This window comes from Maricaulis sp., from assembly GCF_048269565.1.
In the GTDB taxonomy this organism is placed as follows: Bacteria; Pseudomonadota; Alphaproteobacteria; order Caulobacterales; family Maricaulaceae; genus Maricaulis.
Genome location: NZ_JBLXIK010000001.1, coordinates 240,422 through 255,857 on the forward strand (window position 1 = coordinate 240,422; position 15,436 = coordinate 255,857).

The 15,436-nt window shown below is 65.6% G+C and carries 17 protein-coding genes; 8 read left to right on the forward strand and 9 right to left on the reverse strand.

The annotated features are described in order from the left end of the window. Positions 1 to 63: 63 nt before the first annotated feature. Together ACN0YL_RS01170 and ACN0YL_RS01175 are read right to left on the reverse strand one after the other, a co-directional pair. Complete coding sequence (locus tag ACN0YL_RS01170; protein ID WP_417496759.1) at positions 64 to 1,335, reverse strand: amidohydrolase family protein; 1,272 nt, start codon at positions 1,333 to 1,335, stop codon at positions 64 to 66. After that, complete coding sequence (locus ACN0YL_RS01175; RefSeq protein WP_417496760.1) at positions 1,335 to 2,771, reverse strand: amidohydrolase; 1,437 nt, start codon at positions 2,769 to 2,771, stop codon at positions 1,335 to 1,337. The genes ACN0YL_RS01170 and ACN0YL_RS01175 overlap by 1 nt, the downstream gene beginning before the upstream one ends. Before the next feature lie 168 nt (positions 2,772 to 2,939). On the opposite strand from ACN0YL_RS01175, the gene ACN0YL_RS01180 reads away from it, so the two are divergent. Then, a complete protein-coding gene (locus tag ACN0YL_RS01180) occupies positions 2,940 to 4,055 on the forward strand; it encodes a THUMP domain-containing class I SAM-dependent RNA methyltransferase (RefSeq protein ID WP_417496761.1) in 1,116 nt (371 codons plus the stop codon). An 8-nt stretch (positions 4,056 to 4,063) separates the two neighbouring features. Here the strand turns inward: ACN0YL_RS01180 and ACN0YL_RS01185 are convergent, their stop codons facing one another. Both ACN0YL_RS01185 and ACN0YL_RS01190 read right to left on the reverse strand, forming a co-directional pair. Further along, positions 4,064 to 4,285, reverse strand: a complete 222-nt coding sequence (locus tag ACN0YL_RS01185; protein WP_417470083.1) for a GDCCVxC domain-containing (seleno)protein — start codon at positions 4,283 to 4,285, stop codon at positions 4,064 to 4,066. Between the two features lies 1 nt (position 4,286). Beyond that, complete coding sequence (locus tag ACN0YL_RS01190; protein WP_417492412.1) at positions 4,287 to 4,640, reverse strand: hypothetical protein; 354 nt, start codon at positions 4,638 to 4,640, stop codon at positions 4,287 to 4,289. 75 nt (positions 4,641 to 4,715) lie between these two features. Here ACN0YL_RS01190 and ACN0YL_RS01195 point away from each other — a divergent pair, with 75 nt between their 5' ends. Further along, the gene (locus ACN0YL_RS01195; protein ID WP_417492413.1) at positions 4,716 to 5,102 is read left to right on the forward strand and encodes a MerR family transcriptional regulator; all 387 of its coding nucleotides are present in this window, start codon (positions 4,716 to 4,718) and stop codon (positions 5,100 to 5,102) included. 310 nt (positions 5,103 to 5,412) lie between these two features. Here the strand turns inward: ACN0YL_RS01195 and ACN0YL_RS01200 are convergent, their stop codons facing one another. After that, positions 5,413 to 6,045, reverse strand: coding sequence for an SOUL family heme-binding protein (locus tag ACN0YL_RS01200; protein ID WP_417496762.1), 633 nt, complete (start codon positions 6,043 to 6,045; stop codon positions 5,413 to 5,415). Positions 6,046 to 6,884: 839 nt separating this feature from the next. After that, positions 6,885 to 7,499, reverse strand: coding sequence for a J domain-containing protein (locus ACN0YL_RS01205; protein ID WP_417491041.1), 615 nt, complete (start codon positions 7,497 to 7,499; stop codon positions 6,885 to 6,887). A 69-nt stretch (positions 7,500 to 7,568) separates the two neighbouring features. Here ACN0YL_RS01205 and ACN0YL_RS01210 point away from each other — a divergent pair, with 69 nt between their 5' ends. Further along, the gene (locus ACN0YL_RS01210; protein WP_417491116.1) at positions 7,569 to 7,835 is read left to right on the forward strand and encodes a BolA family protein; all 267 of its coding nucleotides are present in this window, start codon (positions 7,569 to 7,571) and stop codon (positions 7,833 to 7,835) included. Positions 7,836 to 7,918: 83 nt separating this feature from the next. Further along, positions 7,919 to 8,653: a DUF3313 family protein gene (locus ACN0YL_RS01215; RefSeq protein WP_417496763.1), complete on the forward strand. Its 735-nt coding sequence runs from the start codon at positions 7,919 to 7,921 to the stop codon at positions 8,651 to 8,653. A gap of 7 nt (positions 8,654 to 8,660) precedes the next feature. Here the strand turns inward: ACN0YL_RS01215 and ACN0YL_RS01220 are convergent, their stop codons facing one another. From ACN0YL_RS01220 to ACN0YL_RS01230, 3 genes are read right to left on the reverse strand one after another with little or no spacing between them, the layout of a single operon-like run. Then, a complete protein-coding gene (locus tag ACN0YL_RS01220) occupies positions 8,661 to 9,932 on the reverse strand; it encodes an HlyC/CorC family transporter (protein WP_417468609.1) in 1,272 nt (423 codons plus the stop codon). Further along, positions 9,929 to 11,032, reverse strand: coding sequence for a 3-dehydroquinate synthase (gene aroB, locus ACN0YL_RS01225; RefSeq protein ID WP_417496764.1), 1,104 nt, complete (start codon positions 11,030 to 11,032; stop codon positions 9,929 to 9,931). The genes ACN0YL_RS01220 and aroB overlap by 4 nt, the downstream gene beginning before the upstream one ends. Further along, positions 11,029 to 11,568: a shikimate kinase gene (locus ACN0YL_RS01230; protein WP_417497048.1), complete on the reverse strand. Its 540-nt coding sequence runs from the start codon at positions 11,566 to 11,568 to the stop codon at positions 11,029 to 11,031. The genes aroB and ACN0YL_RS01230 overlap by 4 nt, the downstream gene beginning before the upstream one ends. A gap of 106 nt (positions 11,569 to 11,674) precedes the next feature. Here ACN0YL_RS01230 and ACN0YL_RS01235 point away from each other — a divergent pair, with 106 nt between their 5' ends. From ACN0YL_RS01235 to ACN0YL_RS01250, 4 genes are all read left to right on the forward strand, one after another. Further along, positions 11,675 to 11,815, forward strand: coding sequence for a hypothetical protein (locus tag ACN0YL_RS01235; protein ID WP_417468612.1), 141 nt, complete (start codon positions 11,675 to 11,677; stop codon positions 11,813 to 11,815). Between the two features lie 13 nt (positions 11,816 to 11,828). Continuing rightward, positions 11,829 to 13,409, forward strand: a complete 1,581-nt coding sequence (locus ACN0YL_RS01240; protein WP_417496765.1) for a hypothetical protein — start codon at positions 11,829 to 11,831, stop codon at positions 13,407 to 13,409. Continuing rightward, entirely contained in the window at positions 13,406 to 14,332 is a 927-nt protein-coding gene (locus ACN0YL_RS01245; RefSeq protein ID WP_417496766.1) for a site-specific tyrosine recombinase XerD, read from the forward strand. The genes ACN0YL_RS01240 and ACN0YL_RS01245 overlap by 4 nt, the downstream gene beginning before the upstream one ends. A 109-nt stretch (positions 14,333 to 14,441) precedes the next feature. Then, the gene (locus tag ACN0YL_RS01250; RefSeq protein WP_417496767.1) at positions 14,442 to 15,425 is read left to right on the forward strand and encodes an acetyl-CoA carboxylase carboxyltransferase subunit alpha; all 984 of its coding nucleotides are present in this window, start codon (positions 14,442 to 14,444) and stop codon (positions 15,423 to 15,425) included. The last annotated feature ends 11 nt before the right edge of the window (positions 15,426 to 15,436 follow it).

Sequence of the window (15,436 nt, forward strand, 5' to 3'; positions counted from 1 at the left end):
GCCACGAATGCAGGGGCAAAATACGTTTCCTGTGCGTCCTGTCAACGCACAGGCGGAGATTCCTCAACGACGATAGGCGAAGGGCGTCTCGTCAGTGATATTCATGTAACGGTCGCGCAGCTGGGTTTCGCGCGACGTCATGTCGGTCGGTTCGCCATTGATCAGCATCGCCACCGGCGCGCTCATCACTTCGAGCGGGTCGCCGTCCCAGACCACGACATCACCGGTATAGCCTGCGGCGAGGGCACCGAAACGGTCCCCGACACCATAGACTTCCGCCGGTGTCAGCGTGATGGCGCGGAAGGCTGCATCCCAGGGCACACCATGCCCGACGGCATTGCCGGCGTGCTGGGTCAGCAGGCGGGCATTGAAATACCCGTCAGCGGACTCGGTGGTGTAGGCGACGGTGACGCCGGCCTGTTGCAGGCGTGCGGCGCCTTCCAGCGTCGAGCCGAGGGCATCAAACGAGCTGGGCAGGTTGCGGATCGGATCGATCAGGACCGGCACACCGGCCGCAGCCAGCTCGTCGGCCACGATCCAGGCTTCGGCCCCGCCCTGGATGATCAATTGCATCGGGGCGTGTTCGGCCCGAAAACGCAGGGCGCGGCGGATATCGGCGGCCCGGTCGAGATTCATCACCAGCGGAATGCGTCCGCGCACCACCGGCACCAGCGCCGCGGCGTCATAGCGATTGAGGGCATCGCCCTCATGATCGCCACTGAACCGGCTCGGATAACCGCGGGCATCGGCGAAGGCGGCGTCGAGATAGGTCCAGGCTGCCGAGCGCGAGCCGCCTGCGGTGGCCGCTCCGGACTGGCTGAGATCGGCAAATACGAAACTGCCTTCCTCAAACAGGGAGGAGCTGGAGCCGGAGGTGTCGATCAGGGCGCCCTGGCCGGCAAAGATATTCCAGCCGGTTGACGGGTAGAGCGCCGCACGCGTGATGCCGCCAAGCCGGTTGGACGCGATATGCATCCCGGCCGGATTGAAGCTGTCGGCCACGTCGAGGGCGACCGAGTAGGGCGATTCATCGGCGCTGGCATCATTGGTCGAGCCTTCCAGCGCGACCTCGATCAGGCCCAGCTGCGTCACCGGGGCGAAAATGCCCGGCGTGATCCAGCCGCCATCGGCGTCGATCACCGTGGTGCCGACGGGAATGGTGACATCGCTGCCGACGGCGACAATATCACCGTCGCGGACCAGCACGGTGCCGTTTTCAACAATGCCGGCATCGGTATTGGTGACGACGCGGCCATTGGTGACGGCATAGGACTGGGCAAAGCCCGGCGCAGCCAGGACCATGCCAAGCGCAAGAGCGGAAATGAAGCGTTGCATTACTGGTCTCCCTCACCAGGTTGGCCGAGCATGAAGTCGCGAACGGGCTGCATCGCCTCGTCACTGCGGTCATAGCTCAGGGCGCCGTCGATCCAGACGCGGTCGGCACGGGCATAGCTGCTGAACGGATCGGCGGACCACAACACGATGTCGGCGCGCTTGCCGGGCTCGAGCGAGCCGGTCTGGTCGGCAATGCCCAGCGCGGTGGCCGGGTTGGAGGTCAGCCAGCGCCAGGCGTCGGCGTCGGAAATATCAATCCCGGCACGGCGGCCATCGGCCAGCGCCTTGGCGACTTCCTGATTGAGGCGCTGAATACCCATATCGCTGTCGGAATGGATCATGGCGCAGGCGCCGCCGGCGTGAACCATTGGCAGGTTTTCACGGATGGAATCATAGGCTTCCATCTTGAAGCCACCCCAATCGGCCCAGACCGCGGCACAGGTGCCGTTTTCTTCCAGCAGGTCGGGGATCTTGTAGGCTTCCACGGCATGGTGGAAGGCGGTCACCTGATAGCCGAACTCGTGCGACAGATCGATGATCTGCGCCATCTGGTCGGCACGATAGCAATGCATCTGGACGAGGATTTCGCCATCGAGCACGCCCATCAGCGTGTCCAGTTCCAGATTTCGGCTCGGCGGCGAAGCGTCTTCGCCGGCTTCGGCGCTTTCCCAGTAATCATTCCAGCTGCGGCGGTATTCCACCGCGCTCTGCCAGGCGGCGCGATAGCCGGCCATATTGCCCATATCGGTGGCGGGCGACTGGCCACGGCTGCCATAGACGCGCGACGGGTTCTCGCCACAGGCCATTTTCAGCGTGTAGGGCGCGTCAGGGAACTTCATCTCCTGCACGGTGCGTCCGGGCACATTGCGCAGGGTGATACCGCGGCCGCCAAACAGATTGGCCGATCCGGGCAGAATATTCAGCGTCGTCACACCGCCGGCGAGGGCGGCCTCAAAGCCGACATCCTGTGGCCAGACCGAATGCTCGGCCCAGACTTCGGCCGTCACCGGCGAGGTCATTTCATTGCCGTCATTATGGGCATTGACGCCAGGCGAGGGGTAGTCGCCAAGGTGCGAGTGGATATCGACGATGCCCGGCGTGACATAGCGTCCCGCGGCATCGATCACGGTCGCGCCCTCGGGGGCTTCCAGACCGGTCCCGACCGCAGTGATGCGGCCATTCTCGACCAGCACATCACCATTCTCGATCCGGCCGCCAATCCCGTCGAACACGGTGGCGTGCTGGATCAGGGTGACGCCGCTCTCGCGCGGAGCATAGGTCGAGGGATAGGGATCGAGGCTGTAGCGGACGACATCGCCGCTCTCGCTGCTCGCGGTCGCTGCATCGTCGCCGGCCGTTCCGGTCTCGCCGCTGCAGGCCGCCAGGGCAAAGACAGCGGCAAGCGCCGTCGCTGGCATCCAGGCTTTCAGTTTCATCGTGATGGCTTCCCCAATAACACCCGTTGAATCACATGCCGGGCAAAGTCGCCGCGAATAGAACGCGTTTGTCCGCCTTGCGTCAAATTAACGATCCGGTCATGCGGCGATCTGCCCCGACAGCACAGCGCCGTCGATCCGGCCGGCAATCTCCGCTATGCCAGCGCCATGACCGCGACCCAGCAATTCGACATTTTCCTCGTCACCGCGCCCGGCCTCGAAGCCATGCTATGCGCCGAGCTGATCGAGAAGGGTTTTGCCGATCCGGTCGCCGAATCCGGCGGTGTCACCATCAAGGGTGGCTGGCCGGACGTCTGGCGCGCCAATCTGGAGATCCGCGGTGCCAGCCGCGTGCTTGCGCGCATTGGCGCCTTCCATGCCGTGCATCTCTCCCAGCTCGACAAGCTGGCGCGTCGCTTCCCCTGGGGCGAGGTGCTGCGCGCGGACGTGCCGGTGCGCGTCGATGCGAGCTCGAAGCGCTCGAAAATCTATCATGCCGGTGCCGCCACCCAGCGCATCGAGACCGCGATCCGCGAAGAGCTTGGCGCGCCGGTCTCCAGCGATGCGGCGGTGCAGGTGAGGGCGCGGCTGGAGGATAACCTCTGTACGCTCAGCATCGACAGCTCCGGCGAGCTCTTGCACAAGCGCGGCTATAAACCCGCTATCGCCAAGGCGCCGATGCGCGAGACCCTCGCCGCGCTCTTCCTGCGCCAGTGCGGCTATGACGGCAGCGAGCCGGTGCTCGACCCGATGTGCGGTTCGGGCACCTTCGTCATCGAAGCCGCCGAGATCGCTGCCGGCCTCGCACCGGGCCGGGCGCGCGAGTTTGCTTTCGAGCAATTGGTCGGCTTTGACCGCGCCGCCTGGGACAAGATGCGAGCCCCCCGCGCCCCGCGCGAGACGGATCTGCGCTTTTTCGGCTCCGACCGCGATGCCGGCGCCATCCGCGTCGCGCGCGAGAATGCCGAACGCGCCGGCGTCTCCCACCTGACGCAATTCCAGCAATGCCCCGTCTCCGAGCTCGAAGCGCCCGACTGCAAGCCCGGCCTGGTGATGATCAACCCGCCCTACGGCACCCGTATCGGCAACAAAACCGCCCTCCAGGGCCTCTATCGCGGCCTCGGCAAGACGCTGATGACGCGCTTTGCCGGCTGGCGCGTTGGCCTGGTGACGACCGAGGTCTCGCTCGCCAAGGCGACCCGCCTGCCCTTTGGCGCGCCCGGCCCCTATATCGATCATGGCGGGTTGAAGGTGCGGTTGTTCCGGACTGAGGTGTTGGGGTAGGGGGCGCCTCACCCTGCGCAACAACCGCCTTGCGCCTGGATCGGCGGACACGCGACCGTCCCGTAGGAGCAAAACACGCAGCAATCACCCGGCTGCGGCTTGATGATGGCGGCGCAGGTCGGGCAGTCCCAGAAGAACTGGCAGGCATCGGTTGGCATCATCATATCTCGATGCACGGCGCCGCATTGCGGGCAGGTGAGGGTGGATGTGGGTTGGATTGTTTCGCTCATTTCAGCCTCGCATCTGGTGCAGAATTTGTAGCTCGTAGTTCGGCAGGACGAACGCGGCGGCCAGGAAGATCGCGCCAATTCCCCACCAGACCCAGAAGCTCAATGAGGGCCGGCCCCGCCATAACGCCAGCGTTGCTGACAGCGCCAATATCGCGGCGGCGGCCCAGAACAGATAGGGGTGCCAGCGGGCGAACCAGGCCAGATGGGCGACGAGGCCGGTGGCGATTCCGAGCTGGACCAGTACCAGCGGCAGGACGCAGCACGAGGCGCCGATGAAGGCCGCGATGCCGCCGAGCGCGCCGCTGCCGGAGAGCCAAGTCTGCAGACCGGCCGAGGGAGGATTGGTCTTTGTCATGGTGGCAGCCTAAGCTCTGTAGTCACTACAGGTTCAAGCGCGAATGTCGCGACCACGATCACAAGGATGAGAGCCATGCTAAAACGCGGCGACGTCGCCCGCCAGCTCGACTGCCACATCGAAACCGTGCGCTACTATGAAGGCATCGGCCTGATCGAGCCGCCGCAGCGCACGCAAAGCGGTCATCGGGTCTATGACGGCGATGATGTTGCGCGCCTGCGCTTCGTGCTGCGCCTGCGCGATCTCGGCTTCCCGCTGGAGGATGTCCGCGCCTTGCTGGCAACCGTCGAGACCGGCGATTATGCCTGCGCCGATATCGCGGACATCGTCGAACACCAGCTCGCCGAAATCCGCCGCAAGATCGGGGATTTGCGCCGGCTCGAACAGACATTGATGCGTATGACCGAGCAATGCCATCGCGGCAGCACGCCAGACTGCGCGATTATCGAGGCGCTGAGCTGAGTGGGAGGTAGAGACGGCGTTGCGAGGCCGTCACCAGCTCCGCCCCGGAACAAGTCCGGGGCACCTCTTCCATCAAGGAAGAGGAGGGGTCTACAATTGTCCCCCCGGCACTGACCCGCGCTCCACCTCTTCCTTGATGGAAGAGGTGCCCCCGAAGGGGGCGGAGCTGGTGAGGGTGACGGGCGCGATGGTGGGCGTTTTCGCACCTTGTCCCCACCGCCCACAATTACCCCACGTCGGCTTGACCCAAGTCAGGACCTCGACGTGACAAGTTGTTTTTTTTCTAAAGGTTAGGAAGGTGGGCCCCGCCCTACCGCGCGATCTCCAGCATCACCTCATTGCGGCGGAAGAACGTCGGGATCCAGGGTGGATCATAGCGGGCATAGACCGGTTCGCCGATCACGTCATGACCCTGTTCCGAGAGCCAGGCGCGCAATTCTTCTGTCTTCGCGGCGAAGCGGGCATCATCGGGGCCGCCACTGAAGCGGATCGTGGCCATCCGCCGCGCCGGGATTTCCGTCAGGGTGATATTCGCGTTTTCGGGGACGGGCAGGGTGTCCATCGTCCATTCCGGCGGCATGACGAAGGCCACACGCCAGCTGCCATCAGTGGTCATCGACTGGGTCACAGGCGCCGTCATGGCGATGGTCTCCGAGCGGGTCTGGATCACCGGAGCGGTCATGGCGATCGCGTCGCTGCCACCGCTGCGGGTCTGGTTGTCGCCGAAGATATAACCGGCCAGCGGCCGGAAGCCGGCATTGCCGGCATCGCCCATATCACCGCTGACCTCGACCTCGGCCAGGATCATGGGCGCATAGTCGCGGATCTGGATGGCGCCGTCCTCCAGCACCAGCGTGTGCGGTGGTTCCTCGGCGGCATGGGCTGCGGCGGGCAGGGCGAGCAGGCCGAGGGCAAGGGCGGCGGTTTTCAGTATCGGGTGCATGGCGATATCCTTTGTTTGCAAGGTATACGCCGGGGAAGCGAGCCTGGATCAGTGCGCGCGGAATGCTTTCGCGCCGCTATCCCCCAACGTCAAAAATTATCCGACGTCATCCCGCCCCCCGCGCAGGGTCGGGATGACGAAAATTGAGCCAACTTATCCCGGTGCAGAGGGACGTGTACCTCTGGTACGCGTCCCACGGGAAAAGTGAGTCCTCCCCGGGACAGGCACCGGAGGTACCAGTCCCTCGACATCGCCCGTCTATCCCCGCCTTTGGCCCGCTAATCTCCGTCACCCTGACGAAGGTCAGGGCCCAGTTCATGAGGCGGCAACGGCCTGGAATATGGTGCTTATTTCTATCTGCGTCGGGTTTGAAACTGGGTCCGGACCTTCGTCCGGATGACGATTCTTTGGCGATGTTATCCCCACCCCCTCCAGCTGCGCGTATGCTTGCAGCGTTCCGGTTGCACGGGAGGCGTGAGCTCAGTCACTGGCGGCGATCGGGAGCGTGGAGCTCGTCCGGGCGGAGGTTTGACAACCCGAGCCCCGGCGTGGCCACCGGAGAGGAAAGGCGGCACAAAGCTCGACCGCACAGTCCACTCCGGTTTCGAGACGGGGGCCGTAAGGCGTCCGAGCAAATCTCCACGTGCGGGACGTCACGGATGTCTCACTTAACTATTGCGCTAAACGGCATTCGCCGCGTCCCGCACACCTCCCAAACGGGGGGAACCACTCAAACCTCCAGCGGCTCGCCGCGTGGAGATTTTCGTGCAGGGGCTGTTGGCGTCCGGGAAAGGGGAGTTTTGATGAGGGCAGCTATCGCAGGCCATCGGCGCGAAGGCTCACGCCATCCCCACACCCTTGAGGATCTGGTACGAGGCGATCACGCGGCCGAGCTGTTCCTCGCTCGAGCGGTCGCCGCCATTGGCGTCGGGGTGGAAGCGTTTGACGAGTTCGGCATAGCGGCGGCGGACCGTCGACGGGTCGACATCGGGCTTGAGGCCCATGGTTTCCAGGGCCTTCGATTGCAGCCGGCCCATGGTCTTCTCGCGCGGGCCGTCCTCATGCGCCTTGGTGTTGTCGCCGAATGTGCCCATCGGGTCGGAGAAGCCGTCGGCGAAATCGCGGCTGGCGCGCTGGGCCTTGTGGCGCGAGCTGGTCGAATTGCGCCAGCCCCAGGTCGGGCGATGGCCATAGGCGGAGGATTCGCGATAGGCCTGCGCCGCGCTCTCGCTCATGCCTTCGAAGAAATTCCACGACTTGTTGTATTCCGAGGCATGGCTCTGGCAGAACCAGTAGAATTCGCTCAGCTGGTCGCTCGATTTCGGCGCCCGGCTATTGCCATGGCTGCGGCAACCGGGCCATTCACACACACGCTCTTCGGCCGAAGGCTTGTCCTTGGGCGGCTTGATGCGGATGTCTTTGAACCGCGGTGTATATTCGAAGGCGTCGGTCATAGCGTCCAATTATGGTCATGCGCAGGTAAAGCGGCAATGAAACGGGTGCCAAAAAAGGTGAAATTAATGATGACTGTCAGAGAGACGATCGAAACCCGCCTGCGCGAGGCGCTGGCACCGGAACTATTGCATGTCAGCGATGACAGTCATTTGCACGCGGGACATGCAGGTGCGCGGCCGGGCGGTGAGAGCCATTTCACGGTCGATATCGTGTCCGGCCGGTTTGCGGGGCTGAGCCGCATCGACCGTCACCGCCTGGTCAATGCGGCGCTGGCCGGGGAGCTGGCCGGGCCGATCCACGCGCTGGTGATCAAGGCGCGGGCGCCCGGCGAATAGTTCATTCGATTTCGCCGCGGCGGTGGTCCAATCGCCCCGGCGCTGCGTAGACCCATGGTCGACCCTGCTGCCCTGGAGCCCCCATGCCGAAATCTCTCGCCTCGCTTTGCCTGGTCCCGCTCATCGCCGCCACCATGGCGGGCTGTGCGGCCAACGGGCTGCAACAGGCCAGTACGCTGAGCGATTATCAGAACATGCAGCCGGCCGAGCGGCGTCTGCTGCAGGTGCGCGAATGGGCCGATCCGCAGGCGATGCGTTCGGTTGAGGCCATCTATATCGAACAGGCCGGTGTGGTGCCGGGCGTGGTCGAAAACAGCGGCGTTGCTCCGGAACGCTTCAATCGCGTTGTCGGCAAGCTGACCCAGACCGTCTGCCGCCGCCTGGCGCGGGGCGGGTTCGAGATCACCGCGGACCCGGCGCTGGCGAGCCACCAGGTGCGGCTGAACATCACCGGGTTCGAAACCACCAATCGGGTCAGCGCCGGCGCCTCGCGGCTGATCGGTTTCGCCATTCCCGGCCCGCTCAGCCCGCGTATCCCGATCGGTATCGGCGCCCTGGCGGTCGAGGGCGAAATGCTTGATGGCGACAATCGCCAGGTTGCGGCGCTGGAATGGTCCTCGCGCAATCACCTCGCCTCGAGCGGCGGCTTTTCCGAGATCGGCGACGGCTATGCCCTGGCCCAGGTGTTCGCTGACAGTTTCGGCGACCTCATCGTCGAGGCCCGCAACACCGTCAGCGAGACCCGCCAGTCGACAGAGCGCGGCGTGTGCAATGACATGTTCGATGCCGCGACTGAGGCGGGTGGTCCGGCCGACTGACGTGATGTCAGTCGGGGCTGGCGCTGACGCGGAGCTGGGTGATCTGGTTGCGGCGGCGTTCGACGACTTCAAAGCGCACGCCATGGAACTGGAAGACCTGGCCGCGCTCGGGAATGGTCTGGGCCTCGTGAATCACCAGGCCTGCCAGCGTCACGGCTTCCTCGTCGGGCAATTGCCAGTCGAGTGCCCGGTTGAGATCGCGGATCGGCACCACACCGTCGACCAGCCAGATCCCCTCCGCCTCGGGCCGGATGCCCTCGACGGTGATGTCGTGCTCGTCCTCGATCGCGCCGACGATTTCCTCGAGGATATCCTCGAGCGTCACCAGACCCATCAGCGCACCATACTCGTCGACGACGAGGGCGAAATGCTCGCGCTTTTCACGGAAGGCATTGAGCTGGTCGAGCACTTCGGTGGTCTCCGGCACGAACCAGGGCTCGCGCAGGATCGCCTTGATATCGATCGTCGACGGGTCGCCATCATTATCGTGCATGGCCCGGGCCAGATCGCGGGCATGCAGCACGCCGACGATATTGTCGGGATCGCCCTGGTAGAGCGGCAGACGCGTATGCGGGCTGTGCAGGGCGTCCTGGGCGATTTCCGACGCCGGAAGCTCGATATCGATCATGTGGATGGACTTGCGATGCACCATGATGTCGTCAACGGTCAGGTCGCGCAGATCGAGCACGCCGCCGAGCATGTCGCGGTCATTTTTGACCACGCCGCCTTCCTCGTGATGCAGCGCGATGGTGCCGCGCAATTCGTCATGGGCCGACAGGACCGGGCCTTCAACGGTGGCGCCGAACAGGCGCAGCACGCCGCGCACGATCGCCTGCACCGCGCCGACGATCGGTGCGAAGACGCGCACGATGACCAGCACCGGGCGCGACACGGCCAGGGCGAAACGCTCGGGATTGGACAGGGCATAGGTCTTGGGCATCACCTCGGCGAAGACCAGTACCAGCACCGTCATCACTGCCGTCGCGATCCAGACGCTGTGCTCGCCGCCGAGCAGGCGGGCAAACAATTGCCCTGTCAGCATCGAGGCGGCGATATTGACCAGATTATTGCCGAGCAGCAGCGATCCCAGCAGGCCTTCGCCATCGCTGATCAGGCGATTGACCCGGGCTGCGGCCGGGTTCTTGTCGCGCTCAAGCTGCAGGATGCGGGCGCGTGATGTCGCGGTCAGCGAGGTTTCCGAACCCGAGAAAAAGGCCGACAGACAAAGCAGGCCGAGAATCAGCAGGGCGGGGCCAATCAGGCTCCAGTCGAGGCTCATGAGAGCGAAGTCTCCAAAAATGCGACGAGATGCGTCGCGTCAATCCTAGGGTCTATCCAGGCTTTGCCAATCCCCCGGGCCAGAATCAAGGTGATTTCCCCGGCCTGGTTCTTCTTGTCATCGCGCATCCGCGCCACCAGACGGGCAGCGTCCCAGTCCTTGTGCGCCAGGCTGGCGGCATTCCACGGCAGGCCGACCGTGCGCAAATGCGCCTCAACGCGATCGGCATCGCTGGCCGGGCATTCGCCGCGGGCAACCGAATAGCGAAAGGCCAGGGCAATACCGGCCGCGACGGCCTCGCCGTGGCGAATGGCGTCCTTGGGCGCCTCCGCCTCGAAGGCATGGGCGAAGGTGTGGCCGAGATTGAGCAGGGCGCGATTGCCATGTTCCAGCTCGTCCTCGGCGACAATGCGGGCCTTGAAGGCGACCGCATCGGCGATGGCGCGGGCCAGCGGCGCGCCCTGCAGCACGCCGGCTCCAGCCGCGTCGAGGCGTTCGAACATAGGCTCATCGCCGATCAAAGCCGCCTTGACGATCTCGGCATAGCCGGCGCGGCGTTCGCGCTCGGGCAGGGTGGCGAGCAGGCCGGTGTCGGCGATCACCAGGCGCGGCTGGTGGAAGGCGCCGGCGAAATTCTTGCCCTGGCGGGTATTGATCCCGGTCTTGCCGCCGACCGAGCTGTCGACCTGGGCCAGCAGCGTCGTCGGGATCTGGATGAAGTCGACGCCGCGCTTGGTCACCGCTGCGGCAAAACCGGTCAGGTCGCCGATCACGCCGCCGCCCAGCGCGATCACTGCCTCGGAGCGTTCGATATTGCGTTCCAGCAAGGCATCGACCAGCTGTTCCAGCCCGGCAAAGCTCTTGGCGCGCTCACCGGGCTCCATCACGATCGGGTCGCAGGCGAGGCCGGCGGCGGCCAGCAGTGTGATGACGCGCTCGAGATGCAGCGGCGCGATATGGCTGTCGGTGACGAGGATGGCGCGTTTGCGCGGAAAGAAGCCGGCCAGGCGGTCTGCGGCGGCATCCAGGGCGCCATCGCCGACCAGCACATCATAGGCCCGCGACCCAAGGCCGACCGGAACTGTCAGAACTGAACTCACGCGTCCGTCTCCCGGGCTTGCAGGGCGGCGAGAATGGCCTCGGCCGTTGCCTGATGTGTGCCCGCCGAGGCATCGATATGGATATCGGCCTCGGCATAGGCAGGCTGGCGGGTTTCGAGCAGGCGTTCAAGGATGACGGCCGGATCGCCCTCGCGCAGCAGCGGCCGGGTATCACGCCGGCCGACCCGCGCCGCCAGGGTCGCGACATCGGCCTGCAGCCAGATCGAGATGGCGCGCTCCTTGACCAGCGCCCGCGTCTGCGGATCGACAAAGGCGCCGCCGCCCAGCGCCAGCACCATGGGCGGTTCATCGAGCAGGCGCGCGATCACCCGGCGTTCGCCATCGCGGAAGGCGGCCTCGCCGAAATCCTCGAAAATATCGCTGACCGTCCGGCCGGCGGCGCGTTCGATTTCATGGTCGGCATCGGCAAAGGGACGTTCCATCGCCGTCGCCAGACGGCGGCCGACCGTGGTCTTGCCGGCGCCCATCAGCCCGATCAGGACAATGGAATGATCTTGTAAAGCAGTACGGGTCATGCCTTCGGTATAAAGCGTCTGGAAATCGCCGCAATCGGGGTTACCCTTGTCGCGCGGATGTTTGCCATGCTGGTGGCGCACCAATTGCACATGGGAAGGTGAATTCATGCGGGGATTTCTGGTCGGCCTGGTGATTATCGTCGGCATTGTCGCGGCGGGCTTTGGCACGCTGGTTGTTATCGCGAACGGTCTTGAGCCGTCGCAGGAGGAAGTACGTGTCGAGCTGGACGATAATTTTCCGCGCTAGCGGTCTGGCCCTGATGCTGGGGGGCACCGCCCTCGCCCAGGGACCGATCGAAGTTCAAAGCCTCGACGCGCTTGACCCGCTCGAAGTGGGCCTGCCCGACGCGGCATTGGGGATCTCGTTGTGGGATGGCAGCGATGCCGACATGGCCAGTCGGGTCCTGACCCTGCTGCCCGGGGCTGACGGCGCCGGCTATGCCTCGCCTGCCCTGGCCGAGCTGTCACGCTCCGTGCTGAGTTCGGGCGGCTATCCGCCTGCAGGCGGGCGCGGCGATCCCGGCCTGCCGGTGGTGCGCGCTGACCGTCTGCTTGCAGCGGGCGGCGTGTTCGAGGCCTATGACCTGCTCGAGCGCACCCCCAATCTCAACCAGAATGAAGCCTTGTCCCGCCTGCATGCCGAGCTCGCCTTTGCGACCGGCAATGCCCGCAATGCCTGCCATACGGCCGATGCCCTGCTGCGCGGCCGTGAGCAGGCCTACTGGCTGCGGGCGCGGGCCTTCTGTCTCGCCCTGGACGGTCAGGACAGCGCTGCCGAGCTGACGGCGGAACTGGCGCGCAATGCCGGCGAGGATGCCGGCTATGACGCGCTGTTGTTTGCGCTCACGCTTGAGGGCGCAGCGCCGCAACCTCTGCCGGTGATCGATTCCGGTCTCAAGCTGGCCATGGCCTTCCAGCTCGACGCCGATACCGAACTGGAGGCCCTCGACCTGGCGGGCGCGCCGGGCTGGCTGCAGCGCTTCGTGCATGGCCGCGCCGCACCGACACCGGTGCCGGCCAGCGAGCCGGCGGAAGCCCTGGCTGCAGCCCTGGCCCTGTCCGGCGTCGAACGTACGGCCGCTCTCGAGGCGGTGCTCGTGCAGGGCGCCGACCGTGCCATCGCAGCGAGCGCCCTGTCGGGCCTGCTCGACGATGCCGTCTCCGGCGGCGAGTTTGCCGCTGCGGCGCGCCGTTATGGCCGCGAGGTTCACACCCTGCCGCTGACACGCGAAACCCTCGGCGATGGCTATCGCTTTGCGCTGGCCGCGCTGCTGGCCGGCGATGTGCCGACGGCCTCCCACTGGCGCAATGCCCTGATGGACGGGCCGCCACTGCCGCCGGTGCCGCAGTTCGATGAAACCGGCAAGCCGCTCGATCCGATCGCCGCGACCCTGTCTGCCCCGGTGCCGCCGGCCTGGGTGCCACCATCACCACGCCGCATGGTCAATCTCGACCTGGCGCTGGCGATTGCCCGCGATCGTGTCGCCGGCGATCAGGCCGCCGCCCTGCTGGCTGCGCATTTCGAAGCCTATGGCAATGGTGCACTGCCCGATTTGCTGGCGCTGCAGCGGTTGGGTGCCAGTGCGATCAGCGGGGTGCGCCCGGCTCTGCTGCAGCTGGCACCGGTCTCGGTGGGGCCCGAAGTCCTGGCGATGGAGGCGGCCGAACGCGCCAATGCCGGTGCCGAGGCGGCCCTGCTGGCCATCGCCGGTCTGGCCCGGGGCGGGGCACAGCCGAATGCAGCGACATTGAGCCGCTGCGTTGCGGTGCTCGATTCGCTCGGCCTGCGCCGTGCGGCGCTTGAGATCCTGCTGGAACGGCTGGTGGCGAGGGCGGTGTGAGCAGCGGTCCGGAGATCGACCTCTTCCTCGACATGATGGCCGCCGAGCGCGGTGCTGCCAAGAATACACTCGACGCCTATGCCCGCGACCTGAACGATGTCTCGGCCCGGCTCGCCGCGCGTGGCGTCCAGCTGGCGCAGGCGACGACGCCGGATCTGGAAGGAGTGCTGGCGGAGATTGAATCCGATGGGCTGTCAGCGGCGACGGCGGCGCGTCGCCTGTCGGCGATGAAGCGCTTCTATCGCTTCCTGCTCTCCGAGGGGCGCCGCAGCGATGATCCCTGCACGCCGCTGCACGGACCGAAACAGGGCCGCAGCCTGCCGAAGATTCTCAGCGAAGCCGATGTCGATGCCCTGTTTGCCGCCACTGCCGGACTGCCGGGCCCGTCGGGCCTGCGCACCCGGGCTCTGCTGGAAATCCTCTATGCCGGCGGCTTGCGCGTCACCGAACTGGTGTCGCTGCCGCTGAGCGCTTTCATCCAGAGCGAGCGCTGCATTTTCGTCACCGGCAAGGGCGGGCGCGAGCGGCTGGTGCCGCTGACGGCTTCGGCGCTTGAGGCGATGGCGGCCTATCGCGAGGTCCGTGCCGCGCATCTGCCGCCCGCCAGATCCGGCGCGCAAAAGGCGCAACGCTTCCTGTTTCCCTCGCGCACGGCCAAGTCCGGTCATCTCACCCGCGAGCGCTTCGCCCAGATCCTGCAGGAGGTCGCCCTGGCCGCCGGCCTTGATCCGGCCCGCGTCTCGCCGCACGTGCTGCGCCATGCCTTCGCGACGCATCTGCTGGCGCGCGGTGCCGATCTGCGCTCGGTCCAGCTCTTGCTGGGCCATGCCGATGTCTCGACGACGCAGATCTATACCCATGTGCTCGACGAGCGTCTGAAATCCCTGGTCGAGACCGCGCATCCGCTGGCACGCAAGCGCTGAGGCCTGCCCGGTTCGGCCGCTGCCGGCTGACAGTATTGCGGGCTTGTGACGCCCGGCTCGGCTGGTTAGGTTCAGCGCCTTCTGAAACGTCCACAGGCGTTAAACCGGCATGTCCGATCCTACGCGTACCTATCTCGATTTCGAACGGCCGCTGGCCGAGCTGGAAGCCAAGATCGAAGAGCTTGAAACGCTCTCCGCTGCGGGCGGCGATGACGCGCCCGACATGGCTGAAGAGACGGCGAGACTGCGCCAGAAGGCGTCGGAACAGCTCGCCACCCTCTATGGCAAGCTCGACCCCTGGCGCAAGACGCTGGTCGCGCGCCATCCCGAGCGGCCGCATTTCCGCGATTATCGCAAGGCGCTGATCGAGGATTTCGAGGAGTTGTGCGGTGACCGCCGTTTCTCCGAGGATGCCGCCATTGTCGGCGGACTCGGCCGTTTTCGCGGGCGTTCCGTGGTCGTGATCGGCCATGAGAAGGGCCATGATACCGAAAGCCGTCTGCACCATAATTTCGGCATGGCGCGGCCCGAGGGTTATCGCAAGGCGATCCGGCTGATGGATCTGGCCGAGAAATTCAATCTGCCCGTTCTCACCTTCGTCGATACCGCTGGTGCCTATCCTGGCCTTGGTGCTGAAGAGCGCGGCCAGGCGGAAGCGATTGCACGTTCGACCGAGCGCTGCCTGACGCTCGGCACGCCGCTGATTTCGGTCATCACCGGCGAGGGTGGTTCCGGCGGCGCGGTGGCGCTGGCCAGCGCCAATACCGTGATGATGCTGGAGCATTCGATCTATTCGGTGATCTCGCCGGAAGGCTGTGCCTCGATCCTGTGGAAGGACCAGGCCAAGGCCAAGGACGCCGCCGTGGCGATGAAGATCACGGCGCCCGACCTCCTCGGCTTCAAGATCATTGACGAGATCATTCCCGAACCGATCGGCGGCGCTCACCGTCACCCGGTCGAGACCATGCGTTCGGTCGGCAATGCCATCGAGGCCCATCTCGCCAAGCTTGATGGCCTGTCGGACAAGGAATTGCGCCAGCAACGCCGCGAACGCTTCCTGGCGATCGGCCGTGCCGGCGGCGGTGCGTTCTAGGCAGTCCGGTC

What these genes read in the sequence shown, in the direction of transcription:
- ACN0YL_RS01170 (WP_417496759.1), bottom strand. Translation starts at nt 1,335, where the DNA reads ATGCAACGCTTCATTTCCGCTCTTGCGCTTGGCATGGTCCTGGCTGCG.
- ACN0YL_RS01175 (WP_417496760.1), bottom strand. Translation starts at nt 2,771, where the DNA reads ATGAAACTGAAAGCCTGGATGCCAGCGACGGCGCTTGCCGCTGTCTTT.
- ACN0YL_RS01180 (WP_417496761.1), top strand. Translation starts at nt 2,940, where the DNA reads ATGACCGCGACCCAGCAATTCGACATTTTCCTCGTCACCGCGCCCGGC.
- ACN0YL_RS01185 (WP_417470083.1), bottom strand. Translation starts at nt 4,285, where the DNA reads ATGAGCGAAACAATCCAACCCACATCCACCCTCACCTGCCCGCAATGC.
- ACN0YL_RS01190 (WP_417492412.1), bottom strand. Translation starts at nt 4,640, where the DNA reads ATGACAAAGACCAATCCTCCCTCGGCCGGTCTGCAGACTTGGCTCTCC.
- ACN0YL_RS01195 (WP_417492413.1), top strand. Translation starts at nt 4,716, where the DNA reads ATGCTAAAACGCGGCGACGTCGCCCGCCAGCTCGACTGCCACATCGAA.
- ACN0YL_RS01200 (WP_417496762.1), bottom strand. Translation starts at nt 6,045, where the DNA reads ATGCACCCGATACTGAAAACCGCCGCCCTTGCCCTCGGCCTGCTCGCC.
- ACN0YL_RS01205 (WP_417491041.1), bottom strand. Translation starts at nt 7,499, where the DNA reads ATGACCGACGCCTTCGAATATACACCGCGGTTCAAAGACATCCGCATC.
- ACN0YL_RS01210 (WP_417491116.1), top strand. Translation starts at nt 7,569, where the DNA reads ATGACTGTCAGAGAGACGATCGAAACCCGCCTGCGCGAGGCGCTGGCA.
- ACN0YL_RS01215 (WP_417496763.1), top strand. Translation starts at nt 7,919, where the DNA reads ATGCCGAAATCTCTCGCCTCGCTTTGCCTGGTCCCGCTCATCGCCGCC.
- ACN0YL_RS01220 (WP_417468609.1), bottom strand. Translation starts at nt 9,932, where the DNA reads ATGAGCCTCGACTGGAGCCTGATTGGCCCCGCCCTGCTGATTCTCGGC.
- ACN0YL_RS01230 (WP_417497048.1), bottom strand. Translation starts at nt 11,568, where the DNA reads ATGACCCGTACTGCTTTACAAGATCATTCCATTGTCCTGATCGGGCTG.
- ACN0YL_RS01235 (WP_417468612.1), top strand. Translation starts at nt 11,675, where the DNA reads ATGCGGGGATTTCTGGTCGGCCTGGTGATTATCGTCGGCATTGTCGCG.
- ACN0YL_RS01240 (WP_417496765.1), top strand. Translation starts at nt 11,829, where the DNA reads ATGCTGGGGGGCACCGCCCTCGCCCAGGGACCGATCGAAGTTCAAAGC.
- ACN0YL_RS01250 (WP_417496767.1), top strand. Translation starts at nt 14,442, where the DNA reads ATGTCCGATCCTACGCGTACCTATCTCGATTTCGAACGGCCGCTGGCC.